This is a genomic window from Exiguobacterium sp. NPDC077395 (assembly GCF_050269125.1).
Lineage (GTDB): Bacteria > Bacillota > Bacilli > Exiguobacteriales > Exiguobacteriaceae > Exiguobacterium > Exiguobacterium aestuarii_A.
Genome location: NZ_JBNNHU010000001.1, coordinates 1,326,820 through 1,341,890, shown reverse-complemented (window position 1 = coordinate 1,341,890; position 15,071 = coordinate 1,326,820). Strand labels below are relative to the sequence as shown.

Below are 15,071 nucleotides of genomic sequence, written 5' to 3'. Positions count from 1 at the left end.
ACGTCACCTCCTTTTTCGTTTATAGTTTCTCAACGACCGTTTTCGGGTCGACTCGTTCTGTATAGTCAGCGGGCACATCACTGAATGAAATCGCACCATTCGGTTGGATGATGAACGTCGCTGGCTTCGGAAGTTGCCAGTCCTCATTGCCGTTATGTGCATCGACGTGAAGACCAGACGCCTCATAAATCTCAATCAAATAATCCGGCATATCAAAGACAAGGTCAAATTGGCGTGCGACTTGATTATCCACGTCGCTCAACACGTAAAAATCGAGCTCATTCTTCTCTTTCGTAGATAGTGAGTAATCCGGAGTCTCCGGGCTGATTGCCACGAGCGTCGCACCCTTTTCCTCAATTTGTGCCAATTCTCGCTGATACGCTCGGAGTTCGAGGTTACAGTATGGGCACCATCCACCGCGATAAAACGTGACGATGACAGGTCCTTTTTCAAGAAGTGTTTTCAAACCGACTTCTGTCCCATCCGCATGAGGCAATTCAAACAGCGGAGCTTGATCCCCGACTGCTAAACCGGTAGCTACCCCTGATTCTTTCAATTCTTGTGTCGCCTGCGCCATCAAACGTTGTTTTTCGGCTGGCGCTTTTTGCTTGAATTGATCTTTATACGCTTTGATTTCTTCCAATAATGTGTTCATGTTTTTACCCCCTTTTCCGATATGTTAACTTAATACACTTCAGATTTCGAATATAATGATTTGTCGTTATGTTCTGAATAAAGTGAAACTCCATTTCAGCTTCCGAAAAATAATTTTCGAATAATTCAATCAATGATTAACATCTATTTTTCCTAACCGATATTGAAAGTAACCCAAGGAGGAATCGGTACCCCATACCGATGCTTCTTGAACAATCTATTCGGGGTAAGGAGATGTTTTATGAGACAGAAACGTACCATCAGCATCAAACAGAAATTAATTGTCTTATCAGTTCTATTACTACTCATTCCAGCAACATTGATCGGGGTCGTCGCTTATACGCAGGCGAAACAAAAAATCGAGTCACAAATGATCCAGTCTGCCAATTCGGGGGTAGACCGGATGAATAATGAAGTGACGAATTTGATTGCTCCGATTCAGACGGACATTTCATTCTTCTCCAATCGGATTGATGCATCCATCTATGAAGAAGGTGAAGACAATCAAGCGTTAGCAGAAAAGTTCATGGAATACTTAGACACACACCCTAAAGTGACAAATATTTATTTTGCCTCAGCGGAAGGTACGATGACAATCTATCCTGAGCAAGAATTGCCGGAAGGGTACGATCCACGGACCCGTCCTTGGTATGAGGCGGCAGAAACGAGTGGTCAAGACGTCGCCATCACAAATCCATACGTAGACGCCGCTTCTCAAAAAATGATGATCACGGTCTCTAAAAAGACGACGGATGGTCGCGGGGTCGTGGCGGTTGATGTGGACGTGAATGATATTGCAGAAGTCGCAAAGAATATTCAAATCGGTGAAGAAGGATATGTGGCCATCTTCGATGAGGCCAAACAAGTCGTCATTCATCCATCGATTGCTGTCGGAGAGAAATCAGAAGAGTCATCGATGGGATCTGTTTTTGCAACAGATGAAGGAATCCTGTCCGCTGAAGAGAATGGAGAGGGTGTCGAAAAAGCGTTCGTGACGAACCCGCTCACAGGGTGGAAAATCACAGGAACCCTATACGATGGCGAAATTCAAGACGAGACTGTCGGCATCCTTTGGACGACCGTGTTCGTCATTATCGGTATGTTCGGTGTGGCGGCTATTCTTCTATATTTCGTTCTTCGGTCGATTTTGCGCCCTCTACGCTTATTAACCGAGGGGGCAGAACGGATCAAATCCGGCGATTTGACTGAACCGATCAGTGTCTTATCGAACGATGAGATCGGTCGTGTTTCAGAGAGTTTCAATGAGATGAGTGCCTCACTGCGAATGGTATTACTTCGTCTAGACGATTCAATTAGTCAAGTCGCAGCATCTTCGCAGGAATTGATGGCGAACTCCGCACATAATTCCGCTTCGTCAGAACAGATTGCTCGTGCGGTCGACCAGATGGCGGTCAGTGCCGATGGTTCAAAACGTCAGCTCGATGACAACGCGACGTCACTTCAGGCCATCACGTCCGGAATCATGCGCATCTCAGAGAGCTCGATGGACGTGTCTGAACTATCACGTGAGACGTCAAACGAAGCAGAAGATGGGTCGACGACCGTGCGAGAGAACGTTAAACAGATGCAGGCAATCGATGCATCGGTCGTCACGTTTGAAGGTGTCATCCAATCGTTGGCACATCGTTCAAGTGAGATCGGGGAAATCGTCTCGGTCATCAACGGGATTGCAGAACAGACGAACCTGCTCGCTTTGAACGCAGCGATTGAAGCGGCACGTGCCGGTGAGAACGGGAAAGGGTTCGCCGTCGTGGCGAGTGAGGTCCGAAAGCTTGCGGAACAGTCCCAACAGTCGACGAAACAAATTGCGGCATTGATTGACCGCATCAAACAGGAGACGGAGCAATCCGTTTACTTGATGCAAGAAGTATCCACTCATACGAAAGCCGGTCTCATTTCTTCAGAAATGACAGCAGACCGATTTGAGAAAATCAAAGAGCGAACGGTCGCGATGACACCGCGAATCGAAGATGTGACCGCAACTGTAGAAGAGATTGCGGCAAACGTCCAAGAAGTAGCGGCGACCGCATCCCAAATTGCTGACATCGCCGACGAGAACTCAAGTGTCTCCAAACAAGTCGCAGCGACGACAGACGACCAGTTGAAATCGATTGAAGAAGTGTCACAATCGGCGAAGGCACTCGCGACGATGGCAGAAGAACTACAAGACCTCGTCTCACGATTCAAACTATAAAATGAAAAAGAAGCAGAGCGCCGAGCTCTGCTTCTTTCGTTATAAAATCGGGCTGAGGAGTCGTGAGACACCCTCCCGAGCACGTACTGTCCATTTCCGCTTTTCATAGTCTTCCATCGTATACGTTCGACTTACCGCCGTGTCTGTCTCAAACAGGGAAACGAGTTCGAGAGCGACGCGTTCGTCGTAAATGACTGCGTTCACTTCAAAGTTGAGACGGAAGCTTCGGGCATCCAAATTCGTCGTTCCGACCGTCGCAATCTCCTCATCGACGACAAGCGTCTTCGCGTGGAGGAAGCCTTCATCATACAGATAGACGTTTGCCCCATAATCAAGCAACTCTCCAAGGAAGGAGAGAGATGCCCACATGACGAACGGGTGGTCCGGTTTTCCTGGGATCATGATGTCCATCTGAACGCCGGAGTTGAGTGCCATTTTACATGCATCCATAAAACTCGTGTCGGGTATGAAATAAGGGGTTTGGATGACGACCCGTCGTTTCGCTGACATGATCATTTTAATCATCATATTTTTTAAATGTTCGGTATCCGAGTTTGGACCGCTCGTGACGATTTGCATTGGCGAATTGTCTTTAATCTCATGTCTCGCGAAGCAGAACGTATTCTCCGGGTCATGCTTGCGGTGACCTGAGTAATTCCAGTCCAGGATGAAGCGGTGTTGGAGATTGTAGACGACGTCTCCTTCGACGCGTAAATGGGTATCGCGCCAATATCCGAACTTCTCAACGAGTCCGAGGTATTCGGTCCCGACATTAAAGCCACCGACATAACCAATCTTCCCATCGATGATGACGACTTTTCGGTGATTGCGGTTGTTCAACTTGAAATTGATCATCCCGAGTGTCGGTGGGAAGAAAACACGTACTTCTCCATCGTTCGCAATTAATTCTTTGAAGTCTGAGTTCCGAAGACTACGAGAACCGACCGCGTCGTAAAGAAGCCGTACTTTGACACCCGCTTTCGCTCGTTCAATCAATTCCTTTAAGAGTGCTTGTCCGAGAGCATCACGCTGGATGATATAGTACTGAATATTGATTTCGGTTTCAGCGGAGCGGATGTCATCCATCAACGCCTTAAACTTTTGTTCGCCGTCATGTAAGATGAGGGAACGGTTATGTACACTGATCAATGATTTTGAAGAGCGCAAGTTCATTTGAAGCAGTTGGTCATACTTTTCGAACAGTGGTTGCGCAAGTTGCGTCTGACGTGTGTGAATCTGTTCGAGCTGTGCTTCCACTTGTAGCGCATGAAAAGAGCGTTCTTCCACACTCAAATTATAAAAGTTATCCTTTTTTAGTTGTCGCCCGAGGAACAGGTAAATGATAAAACCGAGCACCGGCAAGAAAAATAGGACGAGCAACCAGGCCCAAGTCGCGCCGACGTCACGTCTTTCGGCAAAAATGACGGCGAGTGCGAACAATAAGTTTAACCCGAGGACGATATATAGCCCCCAACTGAAAATAACGGACCAATCCAACGACATACACCCCTTAAAATCGATTTGTAGCTTAATCATACAACAAATGCGGGAATAGGTTGCTATCAAATGAAATAGGGGGAGAAGACAATGAACATGGAAGTCGTATGGAAGCAAGGCATGGCGTTTGAGACGCATACGCCATCGGGGCACACGGTGACACTTGATGCGTCCGAGGACGTGGGCGGTCTCGACACGGGACCTCGTCCGACGGAGATGTTACTTCACGCCACCGCGTCTTGCACGGGGATCGATATCGTCTCCATTCTGCATAAGATGCGTCAACCGTTAGAATCGTTCGAAATGAAGATTGATGGGGTTCGGGCAATCGATCATCCGAAACGCTTTACAGCTATTCACATCTTGTATATTCTGAAAGGCGAAATGTCAGAAGAGCGAGTGCGACGTGCGATTGAACTATCTGTTGAACGCTATTGTTCTGTTTCACATAGTCTCAACGCCACTTTATCCTACAGCTATCAATTAAACGATGGCGAGGTCACACCGTTCGAACTTCAACAGTGAGCAAGATGGTTGAAAGGCAATCTGTTCTCCGTTATATTTGTATTTCAAATACTGTATAACTAAAGGAGGACGTTATGATTCGACTCGCGACGAAGCGCGATGCCAACAACATCGCGAACCTAATCGAACAACGAGCCGTAGCGCTAAATGAACAAGGAAGCGACCAATGGACCGAATATTTGGAACAGGACCTCGTAGAGCGTGTGCGCACTGACATTGCAGAAGGCAGTGTATATGTCTTTGAAGATGACCAACAAATTTTAGCTTCAATCGCATTGTTGCCCCCGGACGATTGGGATGACAACTTATGGGATGACAGTGAGCGTGGACAATATATCCATCGAATCGTCGTCAGCGAAAAGCTGAAAGGTCGTGGCGTCGGGCAGCAGCTCATGGAGCACGTACTAGAGGAAGCCGATGAGGATGAACCAATTCGTCTAGATTGTGTCGCTGACAATGAATTTCTAAATAGTTATTATCCACGTTTTGGTTTCGTCTTTGTCGATTCACGAAACGGGTACAATACGTTCGAATACAGATTAGATGAGAGCATGAGTGCATAAGGGTCTTTGGACCCTTTTTTTTGATACAATGATAAAAGCGAAAAGGAGGAGTTTTCATGATTAAAACCATTTTGGTAGGGTTCGGCTTTTCAGCGAATACATTCCATCTGCCGTTTTTAAAGGCAATTGATTCATTCAATGTGAGTGGTGTTGTGTCATCACGTCCGGATGAAGTAAAGGCTGAATTACCGGATGCCACGGTGTATGCGACATTAGACGAGGCACTTCAAACGGATGCTTCTTTATATGTCATTACGACACCATCGCATTTACATAAAGAGATGATTGTTGCCTGCCTCAAAGCTGGGAAAGATGTGTTGGTTGAAAAACCAGCGTTCCTGACAACTGAGGAAGGAATTGAGTTGATGGAACTTGAAGCGAAGTCGGAAGGCATCGTCAACGTCTATCAAAACCGTCGTTATGACGGTGATTTCCTAACGATTCGGTCATTGCTCGACTCAAATGTGTGTGGGGAGTGGAAAGTGATTGAATCCCGATTTGATCGTTTCCGACCGAATGTACGCGACCGTTGGCGTGAAAATGCAGGTCCGGGATCAGGAATTTTGTTTGACTTAGGAAGTCATCTCATCGATCAGACGCTCGCCTTGTTCGGAAAACCTGACAAGATTCAAGCGGATGTGATGATTCAACGCGAGGGTGGACAGTCTGACGACGGATTCTATGTGACATTCTATTATGGAGAGAAGCGAGTGTATCTTCGCTCGAATCCATTCATCGCTGGCGAAACTCCCCGATTCGAAGTCCATGGAACGAAAGGTAGCTTCGTGAAGTTCGGGCTCGATCCTCAGGAAGAGGCACTGAAGCATGGGAAGTTGGCGAGTGACGTGTTAGAGACTGGGATCTTGTCGACGGATGAGGTCGAAACGATTCAAGTCGAGAAAGGTGACTATTTGATGTATTATCATCAGTTAGCCGAAAGTGATCAGACACGGCAACCTGTCGTTTCATTGAAGGATGCGACACTCACGACGCAAATGATCGAACTCGCTCGACAATCGTCCGAGACGGGTCAAGTGATTTCAGTAGATTGATGTCCTTAAGACTTCTATAAGAACGAATTCGCCTAAGTGCGAGTTCGTTCTTTTTTTGAACAAAAACGTAAAAAGAAATCACGATATTTATTTCGTGAATTACTTTAAACGGATATTGATTGTTAACAACAAAAAGTTAATTTTTTCATTGGTGTAATAATCCTCAAATGGGAAAAGTGGTTATGGAAATCACTTACTTAAAAGGGGATGAAATGATGGAATTCAAAATCATTAAAGACCGTTTGGAATGGGAGAAATGGTTAGATTTGATATCTTGTGATGTATATGATCATTTTGATTATATCAATGCGAACTGTGAATATAACGATAGGCAAGAAATGTTTGTCGCTGCCACATCGAAAGGAATGTTGGTTTATCCTTACATTCGACGACGTATTAATCAAAATTACGATGATCTTGTGACAGCTTACGGGTATGGTGGTCCGTTCCGAGTAGGAGAGTTCACGGACGATGAAGTAATGATTGCCCGCCAACATTTTGTTGCGCTTGAGGAGAATGATAGAACGGTAACTGAAACGATTCGCTATCATCCATTTAGGATGGATCATGCCATTATGAAAGCGTTTGGGAAGGCGGTCCCCGTTCGACAGACGGTGCACGTTCAACTGAATGAACCGTTTGAAAAATTGACCGAACGATTCCATAAAATGACGAAGCGAAATGTGAAACGAGCAATTCGTGAACAGTTGACTGTCGTGCGTGGTGACGCCTCGGATATTCATACGTTCATGCATCTATATGAGGCGACCATGAATCGCAGGAGTGCGATTGACGACTATTATTATCCCGATTCTTATTTCAATAATTTGATGACTAGTGAATCATTCGAATCCGAGTTTCTATTTGCTGTATTTGAAAATACTGTGATTGCAGGAGTTTTAGTAATGTACGGAGACGATGGAGCAAACTATCATCTGGGAGGTTCTCTGAAAGAATACTTACCTCTTCGTCCGAATCATTTCTTATTTAGTGAAATGATTCGTCGAGCAAGGGAAAAAGGAAAAACGCATTTGCATCTTGGTGGAGGTGCAACGGGACAGGACGCACTCTTTAAATTTAAATTGAGTTTTTCTGGAGATGAACCACTTCCTTACTACATTGGTCAATGTATTTTTAACGAGGAGATTTATCAACAATTGAATACCATTCATATACAACAGCACGGACTGTCTGATTACTTCCCTATCTATAGAACACCAGTGAGAATTGAAACTACACTTACTAAAACAAAATAAAAAATCGATGCCGCCGAACGAATTGTTCAAGCGTGCATCGATTTTTTATTTAAGCTGCGTCTTCTTCTGTCGATTCAACTTTTTCAGTATGTCGGACAATCGGGAAGTTTTTAAAGAGTCGACTTCCAATCAATCCGAATCCGATTCCAAGGATGAATAAAACAACAGCTGTCAGTGTGACGGTCTGCCAGTCGTTAAAACCATACATGACGAGTAGACCAGGAATACCCGCAGCCGACCCGGGGGCATCATTAATCATACCGGTCATCGCTACAATCAATCCTGCGATTGCACCCCCTACAAAGTTCACACTGTAGATGGGGATTGGATTCGCCGAGATGAGGTCGGCCTGTGTCAACGGTTCAATGGCTACAGAAAGCTGGTCTTTTTTCGTACCGATTTTCAGTTGACGGAACAACAGGTAGTTCATCGAAATGGATGCAGTCAACGCGAGAGCGGCAATCGCCATCGGCACACCTGTCAATCCGAGCATCGCTGTCAAAGCCATTGAGCTGAGAGGTGACGTCGACACGACAGTAACGATTCCACCGAGAACGAGTCCCATGACGACCGGGTTTTGCGTCGCGGCGAGTTCGATGACTGCACCGATTTGTGCAAGTGTATTTGAAACCAGTGGGTCCACGCCAGTAGCGACGAGACGTGCGAGCGGTGCCATCACGATGACGTAGAAAATCATATCGACACCTGTCGGAAGATAGCGATTGATTCGTGTGCCAGCCAGAGCCAGGATATATCCTGCGAAAAATCCAGGAAGGATCCCGAAACCAGATACGGATAACCCGATCATTAAACTATAAACGGGATTGATTCCGAGTGCGATGGCGACGAGTGCCGCGGCAGCAGGACCAGATAATGAACCGGCTGCCTGCCCGACTTCTTCATATAAAGGGAGTGGCAGTAATCCGCCGATGGCATAAGCGTTGAATGCTTCGACGAGAAAGCTTGCGATTGCCGCACCTGCCAATGCGCCCATCGCTTTCATTCCGTATGGCGCCTTGTAACTGAAAAGTGTGAACAAGGCGAGGATGAGCAGTAAAAGTGCAATTCCTTGAATAATGACCATAAACTCTTCCTTCTTTCTATCTATCTGTATTCATTCATAATTTCTTCTATATTCAATGATTGAAAGGCTTCTGTAAAGCCATTTTAATCAGAAAAATCAAAATTGATTCATGATACCGTTTACATGAAGAAATAAAGAATCATGGGAGCGTTTTCTTTGAAAAATGACATCAATTATACAAGTTTGGACGTGTCGAGCCGCATCAGATTGGGAACAGATAGGGGATAGATGTTTCATAAAGTATTGGTCGAGGAGGAAGGAACATGCAGAACGAAAACAGGGAATGGCATGCGCTCGAGGTAGACGAGGTTCAGTCCCACGTGGAGACTGATGTGGAATCAGGTCTCTCGAAGCAAACGGTCACTAATCGTCAGGAGGAGTTCGGAAAAAACGTCCTACCTGAAAAGGAGAAGACGCCTGAAATCATAAAATTTTTAAGACAGTTCAATGATATTCTCGTTTATGTTCTTTTAGGAGCGGCAGTTGTCACCGGTTTCCTTGGCGAATACATCGATACGATTGTTATCGTCTTGGTTGTGACGGTCATCGGAGTTGTCGGTTATCTTCAAGAGAATAAAGCGGAAGAAGCACTAGAAGGAATCAAAAAGTTGCTAGAGACGAAAGCGACCGTCATTCGCGATGGTAAACAATCCGAGATTGATTCAAGTGATCTCGTCGTCGGGGATATTCTCGTGCTTGCTGCCGGCGACAAAGTACCAGCCGACGCAAGGGTCATTCAAGCGGAAAAATTTAAAGTGGAAGAATCCGCATTGACCGGTGAGGCCACAACGGTCGAGAAAAAAACAGACATCGTTAAAGAAGAGGCCGTGCTCGCAGATCGCAAGAACATGGTCTATTCAGGAACGAGTGTGGCGACCGGAAGTGCAAAAGCCATTGTAACGGCAATCGGAGAAGGTACGGAACTTGGTCAAATCAATGCGTCCATTTCAGAAGTACAAACCGTGAAGACGCCACTGATTCGTCAGACGACGAAGTTTGGTCAGACCGTCTCCATCGCCATCCTAATTATCTCAGTCATTATTTATGCATTCGGTTATTTCTTACGAGATTATGAACCAGTCGAACTCATGTTAACGACGATTGGTCTAGCAGTCGCGGCCATTCCGGAAGGATTACCAGCTGTCATTTCGATTATCTTGGCGCTCGGGGTCCGAAATATGGCTGAACAAAAAGCAATTGTTCGAAGTTTGCCATCTGTTGAGACGTTAGGTGCAGTCTCGGTCATCTGTACCGATAAGACCGGAACGTTGACGAAAAACGAGATGACCGTCAAACAAATCGTGACGGCGAAACATGACATTGAGGTGTCAGGGAGCGGGTATGCACCGAACGGAGACTTAGAATTGAACGGTCAACCGTTTGACTTGGATGACGATGAGTCAATGATTGACCTATTAACTGTTGGGAAGACGTGTAATGATGCACAGTTGAACGAAGAAGATGGGGGTTGGGTGATCAATGGGGACCCAACCGAGGCGTGTTTATTAACTGTCGCTGAGAAAGCGGAGCGCCCGATTGAGCGTCTTAAAGTCATCTCTAAAATCCCATTTGATTCAGAGTACAAATACATGGCGACGCTCGTTGAATATAAAGACGAGCGTATGATCTTCGTCAAAGGGGCTCCGGATCGCTTGTTTGATATGGCGACAACAGACGGATTCAAACAAGAGTATTGGGATGAAAAACGAAAAGAGATTGCCGACCGCGGTCAACGCGTCCTCGGGGCCGGATTAAAACGTGTCGACAGTTCAAAACAATCGATTGATCATGAGGACGTTGAAGATGGTCTGACTTTCCTCGGTTTATTTGGTATCGTCGATCCGCCGCGTCAAGAGGCGATTGACGCAGTCGCCGCATGTCGCGATGCTGGGATCCGAATTAAAATGATCACGGGTGACCATAAGGATACGGCTGTCGCCATCGCAAAAGAGCTCGGTATGGAAGTGGAAGGGGCGCTCGAGGGTCGAGAGCTGACAGACATGTCTGATGAAGAAATCAAAGAGGCGTCGGTTCATAATGACGTATTCGCGCGAACGAGTCCGAACGATAAACTTCGTCTCGTAAAAGGGTTACAAGAGAATGGGTTGATCACCTCGATGACCGGCGACGGTGTGAACGATGCGCCTGCCTTAAAACGTGCCGATATCGGGGTCGCGATGGGGATCAAAGGGACGGAAGTCGCAAAAGAAGCCTCTCAAATGGTTCTTGTCGATGATAACTTCAAAACCATCTATAACGCCGTCCGTGAAGGTCGACGTGTTTATGATAACTTGAAGAAAACCATCCTCTTCCTACTCCCTACGAACGGCGGACAGGCGTTACTCGTTGCGATGAGTATTTTACTCGGCGCAGCAGCACCACTCAGCCCGGTTCAAATCTTATGGGTCAACATGGTCGTCGCGATTACTCTTTCATTAGCGATTGCCTTTGAACCACTTGAAGAGAGTACGATGAAGCGTCCTCCACGACCGGCGAACGTTCCACTTCTCAGTCGCTATTACATCTTCCGTGTCACGTTCGTATCGATATTGATCGGGGGAGGTAGTTTATGGATCAACTACATGCTCGGAGATTTCGATTACTCCACCGAGAAATTACAGACCATTACTTTAAATGCGATTGTCATGGCACAGTTGTTCCACTTATATAACTGTCGTACCGAGTTGGTTCCCGCGTTCAATCGTCGTTTCTTTGATAATAAAATCGCGTTCCTCGTATCTGGGTTGCTCATCGCCCTCCAATTGTTCATCACGTACGTTCCGTTTATGCATACGCTGTTCGGGACTGCACCACTTACGTGGGAAGATTGGATTTATCCAGTGGCATTTGGAGCCGCCGTATTTATCATCGTAGAGATTGAAAAAGCCATCTCAAGACGAGTGATTGGGAATCAAAATATACATTGATACGTTTCATGCATATACAAAACGGATAAACAAATGGAGTAACGATGAAGGAGGGATACGATGAAACGAGACGAATCTCAACCAGGGGTACATCCAGATCCAATTCCGGATGATGAATCAAACCCGGCACAAAAACCGGCTCCGACCCAACACCCTGATCCAGATCCCGATGAAGAATCGGATGAATAAAAGGATTAACTTGTAAGTCAAAACCTCCTCGTCGATTAGACAAGGAGGTTTTTCGTGTCGAGGTTACTTTTTCGCTTTTGAGGAACGGCTGTTTTGTAGACGATTAAACTTCTTTTCATCCATATGTTCTGTGATGACGAAGTCACCGACAGGGCATTCCCACTTTCCTTTTGCGACAACACATTCACGCAACGTCACTTGATCATCATACAGATCAAGCTCTAGCGTTTCTTTTAAAAATTGATCTACTTTTGGATTTGGCACTTTTACATATTCATTCAAGACAAGTTCTTCATTCTTAACAGTCACATAAGAGGTGACTTGAAAATAGCGCATGCGATAATCTCCTTTAATTACAAAACTACTAACTAGTATAACGGTTCATGAGTCAAAACGGGATATCAATGTTTCATCTCGGCCCGCTCACGTTTTGGTGGTGCCTCGTTAAACGGTTTTTGATGCCGGATCATGAGCCAGAAGATCAAGCCAAATAGGGGAATGTATGGAAGAGGCCAAAGGCTCATCTTATAACGCTTCGCATCACGATTCATTAACGTGATCTGAATAAATGCCAATAAAAAGAAATCGACGGTCATCGTTCGGACGAACTGATTGTTCTCCACATACGACCAATATTCTGCTACATTCCCTGTATTTGCGGCGGCGATAAACAATCCGATTGTCACCAGCAACAATACGACACCAAGGATACGTGTCGGAAGCGGTTTAACGGGAGTTGGATAAGGGGATTGTCTCGCAAAAGCCAAATAGGGAGCGAGTAAGAAGCCTCCTACAAAAAAACTACTGATTGCCGCAAACAGCGGATTTGGTTTCAATTGGTTCACTTCTGACCAAAGCAGCGGGAACATGGCTAATGGAAATACACCTAGGATACTGAATAAGGAAAGAGAATAGCCTTCGTAGGCATCCGTATTATACGTCACGAAATCAAGTAAGAAACGCCCGTCGAACGGTACGTTCGGACCGAAAATAGCCAAAGCAATGGCCACGCCCCATGGAATCAATAGAAATTTTCTTGTCATACGAACACCTCACCCAATGATAGTCATAATAGTAGTATACCCTCTTTTGGAAACACGAAAAAATGAGAAGATGCGATGGCGCATGTTCTCATTTATTTTCACGTGCATACATTTTAATCATCGTGACAAGTTGTTGCGTTTCTTCCATTTTGGCATCAAGTAAAATACCATAATCGTATAATGAACCTAATTGACTGCGATGTCTGACATGTCCAATCAACTCAATAGGTTGAAGAGTCGGAACGAGATCGAGGACGAAGTGGACCTGCAAATCATCGGATAGTGGGAAAAGATAATCGGAGCGCAATTTCAGTCCATGTGAGCTCACATTCAGTAGAAGTCCTTCTCCATCATAAAGTTCCTTCTCTTCCCAAACGAGTCGATATGGGATCGTACGGGGATTCGGTAGAATATAGCGAAAAGTTTCTTGTCTGCGATAACGCATCAATTCACCCCATTTCTCTACTCCCTATATCGGACATTTACAATTCGAAATGAAGTGGAAATGTGTATAATTTTTAGATAAGCTCGCTTTACAAATGTGAAAACGCTTTCTATAATGGGTATACGATTTAAATAGGGAGGAGATCAGATGAATGTACATGATTTACTCCGACGTTACTCGATTCAAACACCAGTCATCTATGAAAAAAAACGTAACGGGGAGTGGGTTAAACTCGAGCGTTTACCTGCCTATACCATTCTTGAAGTCGAAACGAACGATCAAACGATCGAAGCGGTCGCCATTGATGCATTCAAGGCGATCACCGTCTGTCGAGAGTCGGCGTCGATTGAAGAAGCCCGTCCGTATGCTGTGCGTATCCAGATTGAACGACCATAAGAAAAGCCGTAACTTCGACAGTGAAGTTACGGCTTATTTTATGCAGCGTCTTGTTCGGTTTCATCTTGTGGATTCGTGCGTTTTGCATAGTACATGAACGGTGTTGCCATCCAAGCAATCACGAATTTCGCAACGTACGTCGTAATGAAGATATTCCACCAGATGTCCCAATCCATTCCCCAGAAAGCGATGATACAGAAAGTGAACGTATCAATTAACTGGGAGAGCACGGTAGAACCTGTCGTTCTGAGCCAAAGTTTTTTCTCGCCCGTTTTGGCGCGAATCTTCGAGTAGACGAAGACGTCAAACAATTGAGAGACGAGGTAAGCAGCAAGGCTACCAAGTGTGATCAACGGAAGCATCGAGAAGAGTGCCTCAAAACTTTCGTGCATGAAGAGCGCTTCTTCGAACGGTTCATACAAGAGGGCATACTGCATGAGTATCGTCGAAACAATCAAAATGAAGAACCCGAGCCATACCCCTTTTCGAGCCGCAGCTCGTCCGTGTTTTTCGTTCAAAATATCAGTCGCTAAATAAAGCGAACCGTAGACGATGTTACCTAGCGTAAAAATGTATCCGCCAATTACAATCTGTTGTGTGACTTGAATATTTGCGACAACCGAAGCCATCGCAATCCAAGCATATAATCCGACCCGTCCAAACAATTTGTAACTGAGGACGAGAAGACCGAGTGTAAGGATGGCAGAAGGAATCCATAACCATTCGTTTAGCATGAATCATGCTCCTTCCTCTAACTATTCAATGATTTCAACTTTTCAAGTTTATAGAGGAACGGAAATGATGTCAAGGTGATGAAGGAGACTCATTCTGAAGTGTATTAGCAAGCAAAGGAGACCTTTAGCTATTTCTACTCTATAATGTGGACTTGCAAACTCAGCTATGAAGGATAATCGTTCGACAAAATAAAAACCGATTCGACAAACGTGCGCTCGCTACATGAAAAATAGGAAAGTGGGAACGGGCAAAAAGAAAGCACCTCCTGTCATAAACAGGAAGTGCTCTGAACCGCTTCGTTGAGCGGTATTCTTGATGCCTCCGACGAGAATCGAACTCGTGCTGCAGCATTACCATTGCTGAGGTCTGCCACTAACCTACAGAGGCGTTACACCAACTATGTTACACACGTTCCTTCCATTTTTCAAGCTTTTTCAGAATAATAAGACCTCCAATCTTCTTTGTTAGAAGACTGGAGGTCAAATGGTTC

Annotated in this window: 15 protein-coding genes and 1 tRNA gene; 8 read left to right on the top strand and 8 right to left on the bottom strand. The window is 45.4% G+C overall.

The window, feature by feature from the left end; all coding sequences use genetic code 11:
* Positions 1-19: 19 nt before the first annotated feature.
* Positions 20-655 carry a peroxiredoxin-like family protein gene (locus tag ACQKD4_RS06910; protein WP_427372875.1) on the bottom strand — a complete coding sequence of 212 codons (636 nt, stop codon included), beginning with the start codon at positions 653-655 and terminating at the stop codon, positions 20-22.
* Between the two features lie 240 nt (positions 656-895).
* Here ACQKD4_RS06910 and ACQKD4_RS06905 point away from each other — a divergent pair, with 240 nt between their 5' ends.
* Entirely contained in the window at positions 896-2,869 is a 1,974-nt protein-coding gene (locus tag ACQKD4_RS06905) for a methyl-accepting chemotaxis protein (protein WP_427372874.1), read from the top strand.
* Positions 2,870-2,908: 39 nt separating this feature from the next.
* Here ACQKD4_RS06905 and cls read toward each other — a convergent pair whose 3' ends face one another.
* Entirely contained in the window at positions 2,909-4,372 is a 1,464-nt protein-coding gene (gene cls, locus ACQKD4_RS06900; protein WP_427372873.1) for a cardiolipin synthase, read from the bottom strand.
* 84 nt (positions 4,373-4,456) lie between these two features.
* On the opposite strand from cls, the gene ACQKD4_RS06895 reads away from it, so the two are divergent.
* From ACQKD4_RS06895 to ACQKD4_RS06880, 4 genes are all read left to right on the top strand, one after another.
* Entirely contained in the window at positions 4,457-4,891 is a 435-nt protein-coding gene (locus ACQKD4_RS06895) for an OsmC family protein (RefSeq protein WP_427372872.1), read from the top strand.
* A gap of 74 nt (positions 4,892-4,965) precedes the next feature.
* The gene (locus tag ACQKD4_RS06890) at positions 4,966-5,454 is read left to right on the top strand and encodes a GNAT family N-acetyltransferase (RefSeq protein WP_074034518.1); all 489 of its coding nucleotides are present in this window, start codon (positions 4,966-4,968) and stop codon (positions 5,452-5,454) included.
* Positions 5,455-5,510: 56 nt separating this feature from the next.
* Positions 5,511-6,506 (top strand): Gfo/Idh/MocA family oxidoreductase, encoded by a 996-nt coding sequence (locus ACQKD4_RS06885; RefSeq protein ID WP_427372871.1) that lies wholly within the window; start codon positions 5,511-5,513, stop codon positions 6,504-6,506.
* A 215-nt stretch (positions 6,507-6,721) separates the two neighbouring features.
* Positions 6,722-7,762, top strand: coding sequence for a lipid II:glycine glycyltransferase FemX (locus tag ACQKD4_RS06880; protein WP_427372870.1), 1,041 nt, complete (start codon positions 6,722-6,724; stop codon positions 7,760-7,762).
* Positions 7,763-7,811: 49 nt separating this feature from the next.
* Here the strand turns inward: ACQKD4_RS06880 and ACQKD4_RS06875 are convergent, their stop codons facing one another.
* Complete coding sequence (locus tag ACQKD4_RS06875) at positions 7,812-8,846, bottom strand: PTS sugar transporter subunit IIC (RefSeq protein ID WP_224860897.1); 1,035 nt, start codon at positions 8,844-8,846, stop codon at positions 7,812-7,814.
* A 263-nt stretch (positions 8,847-9,109) separates the two neighbouring features.
* Here ACQKD4_RS06875 and ACQKD4_RS06870 point away from each other — a divergent pair, with 263 nt between their 5' ends.
* Together ACQKD4_RS06870 and ACQKD4_RS06865 are read left to right on the top strand one after the other, a co-directional pair.
* Positions 9,110-11,773: a cation-transporting P-type ATPase gene (locus ACQKD4_RS06870; RefSeq protein ID WP_427372869.1), complete on the top strand. Its 2,664-nt coding sequence runs from the start codon at positions 9,110-9,112 to the stop codon at positions 11,771-11,773.
* 60 nt (positions 11,774-11,833) lie between these two features.
* Entirely contained in the window at positions 11,834-11,962 is a 129-nt protein-coding gene (locus ACQKD4_RS06865) for a hypothetical protein (protein WP_256441151.1), read from the top strand.
* Between the two features lie 63 nt (positions 11,963-12,025).
* On the opposite strand, the gene ACQKD4_RS06860 is transcribed toward ACQKD4_RS06865, so the two are convergent.
* From ACQKD4_RS06860 to ACQKD4_RS06850, 3 genes are all read right to left on the bottom strand, one after another.
* The gene (locus ACQKD4_RS06860; protein ID WP_427372867.1) at positions 12,026-12,298 is read right to left on the bottom strand and encodes a hypothetical protein; all 273 of its coding nucleotides are present in this window, start codon (positions 12,296-12,298) and stop codon (positions 12,026-12,028) included.
* A gap of 65 nt (positions 12,299-12,363) precedes the next feature.
* A complete protein-coding gene (locus ACQKD4_RS06855) occupies positions 12,364-13,005 on the bottom strand; it encodes a hypothetical protein (RefSeq protein WP_224860901.1) in 642 nt (213 codons plus the stop codon).
* Positions 13,006-13,093: 88 nt separating this feature from the next.
* On the bottom strand, positions 13,094-13,450 hold the full coding sequence (locus tag ACQKD4_RS06850; protein ID WP_214692194.1) for a PilZ domain-containing protein: 357 nt from the start codon (positions 13,448-13,450) through the stop codon (positions 13,094-13,096).
* Positions 13,451-13,597: 147 nt separating this feature from the next.
* On the opposite strand from ACQKD4_RS06850, the gene ACQKD4_RS06845 reads away from it, so the two are divergent.
* On the top strand, positions 13,598-13,846 hold the full coding sequence (locus tag ACQKD4_RS06845) for a hypothetical protein (protein ID WP_214692196.1): 249 nt from the start codon (positions 13,598-13,600) through the stop codon (positions 13,844-13,846).
* Positions 13,847-13,884: 38 nt separating this feature from the next.
* On the opposite strand, the gene ACQKD4_RS06840 is transcribed toward ACQKD4_RS06845, so the two are convergent.
* Both ACQKD4_RS06840 and ACQKD4_RS06835 read right to left on the bottom strand, forming a co-directional pair.
* On the bottom strand, positions 13,885-14,580 hold the full coding sequence (locus tag ACQKD4_RS06840; protein ID WP_214760835.1) for a queuosine precursor transporter: 696 nt from the start codon (positions 14,578-14,580) through the stop codon (positions 13,885-13,887).
* A gap of 317 nt (positions 14,581-14,897) precedes the next feature.
* Positions 14,898-14,968: transfer RNA gene (locus tag ACQKD4_RS06835), tRNA-Thr, on the bottom strand.
* Between the last annotated feature and the right edge of the window lie 103 nt (positions 14,969-15,071).

Coding starts and splice junctions, on each gene's coding strand:
- ACQKD4_RS06910 (WP_427372875.1), bottom strand. CDS start 655: ATGAACACATTATTGGAAGAAATCAAAGCGTATAAAGATCAATTCAAG.
- ACQKD4_RS06905 (WP_427372874.1), top strand. CDS start 896: ATGAGACAGAAACGTACCATCAGCATCAAACAGAAATTAATTGTCTTA.
- cls (WP_427372873.1), bottom strand. CDS start 4,372: ATGTCGTTGGATTGGTCCGTTATTTTCAGTTGGGGGCTATATATCGTC.
- ACQKD4_RS06895 (WP_427372872.1), top strand. CDS start 4,457: ATGAACATGGAAGTCGTATGGAAGCAAGGCATGGCGTTTGAGACGCAT.
- ACQKD4_RS06890 (WP_074034518.1), top strand. CDS start 4,966: ATGATTCGACTCGCGACGAAGCGCGATGCCAACAACATCGCGAACCTA.
- ACQKD4_RS06885 (WP_427372871.1), top strand. CDS start 5,511: ATGATTAAAACCATTTTGGTAGGGTTCGGCTTTTCAGCGAATACATTC.
- ACQKD4_RS06880 (WP_427372870.1), top strand. CDS start 6,722: ATGGAATTCAAAATCATTAAAGACCGTTTGGAATGGGAGAAATGGTTA.
- ACQKD4_RS06875 (WP_224860897.1), bottom strand. CDS start 8,846: ATGGTCATTATTCAAGGAATTGCACTTTTACTGCTCATCCTCGCCTTG.
- ACQKD4_RS06870 (WP_427372869.1), top strand. CDS start 9,110: ATGCAGAACGAAAACAGGGAATGGCATGCGCTCGAGGTAGACGAGGTT.
- ACQKD4_RS06865 (WP_256441151.1), top strand. CDS start 11,834: ATGAAACGAGACGAATCTCAACCAGGGGTACATCCAGATCCAATTCCG.
- ACQKD4_RS06860 (WP_427372867.1), bottom strand. CDS start 12,298: ATGCGCTATTTTCAAGTCACCTCTTATGTGACTGTTAAGAATGAAGAA.
- ACQKD4_RS06855 (WP_224860901.1), bottom strand. CDS start 13,005: ATGACAAGAAAATTTCTATTGATTCCATGGGGCGTGGCCATTGCTTTG.
- ACQKD4_RS06850 (WP_214692194.1), bottom strand. CDS start 13,450: ATGCGTTATCGCAGACAAGAAACTTTTCGCTATATTCTACCGAATCCC.
- ACQKD4_RS06845 (WP_214692196.1), top strand. CDS start 13,598: ATGAATGTACATGATTTACTCCGACGTTACTCGATTCAAACACCAGTC.
- ACQKD4_RS06840 (WP_214760835.1), bottom strand. CDS start 14,580: ATGCTAAACGAATGGTTATGGATTCCTTCTGCCATCCTTACACTCGGT.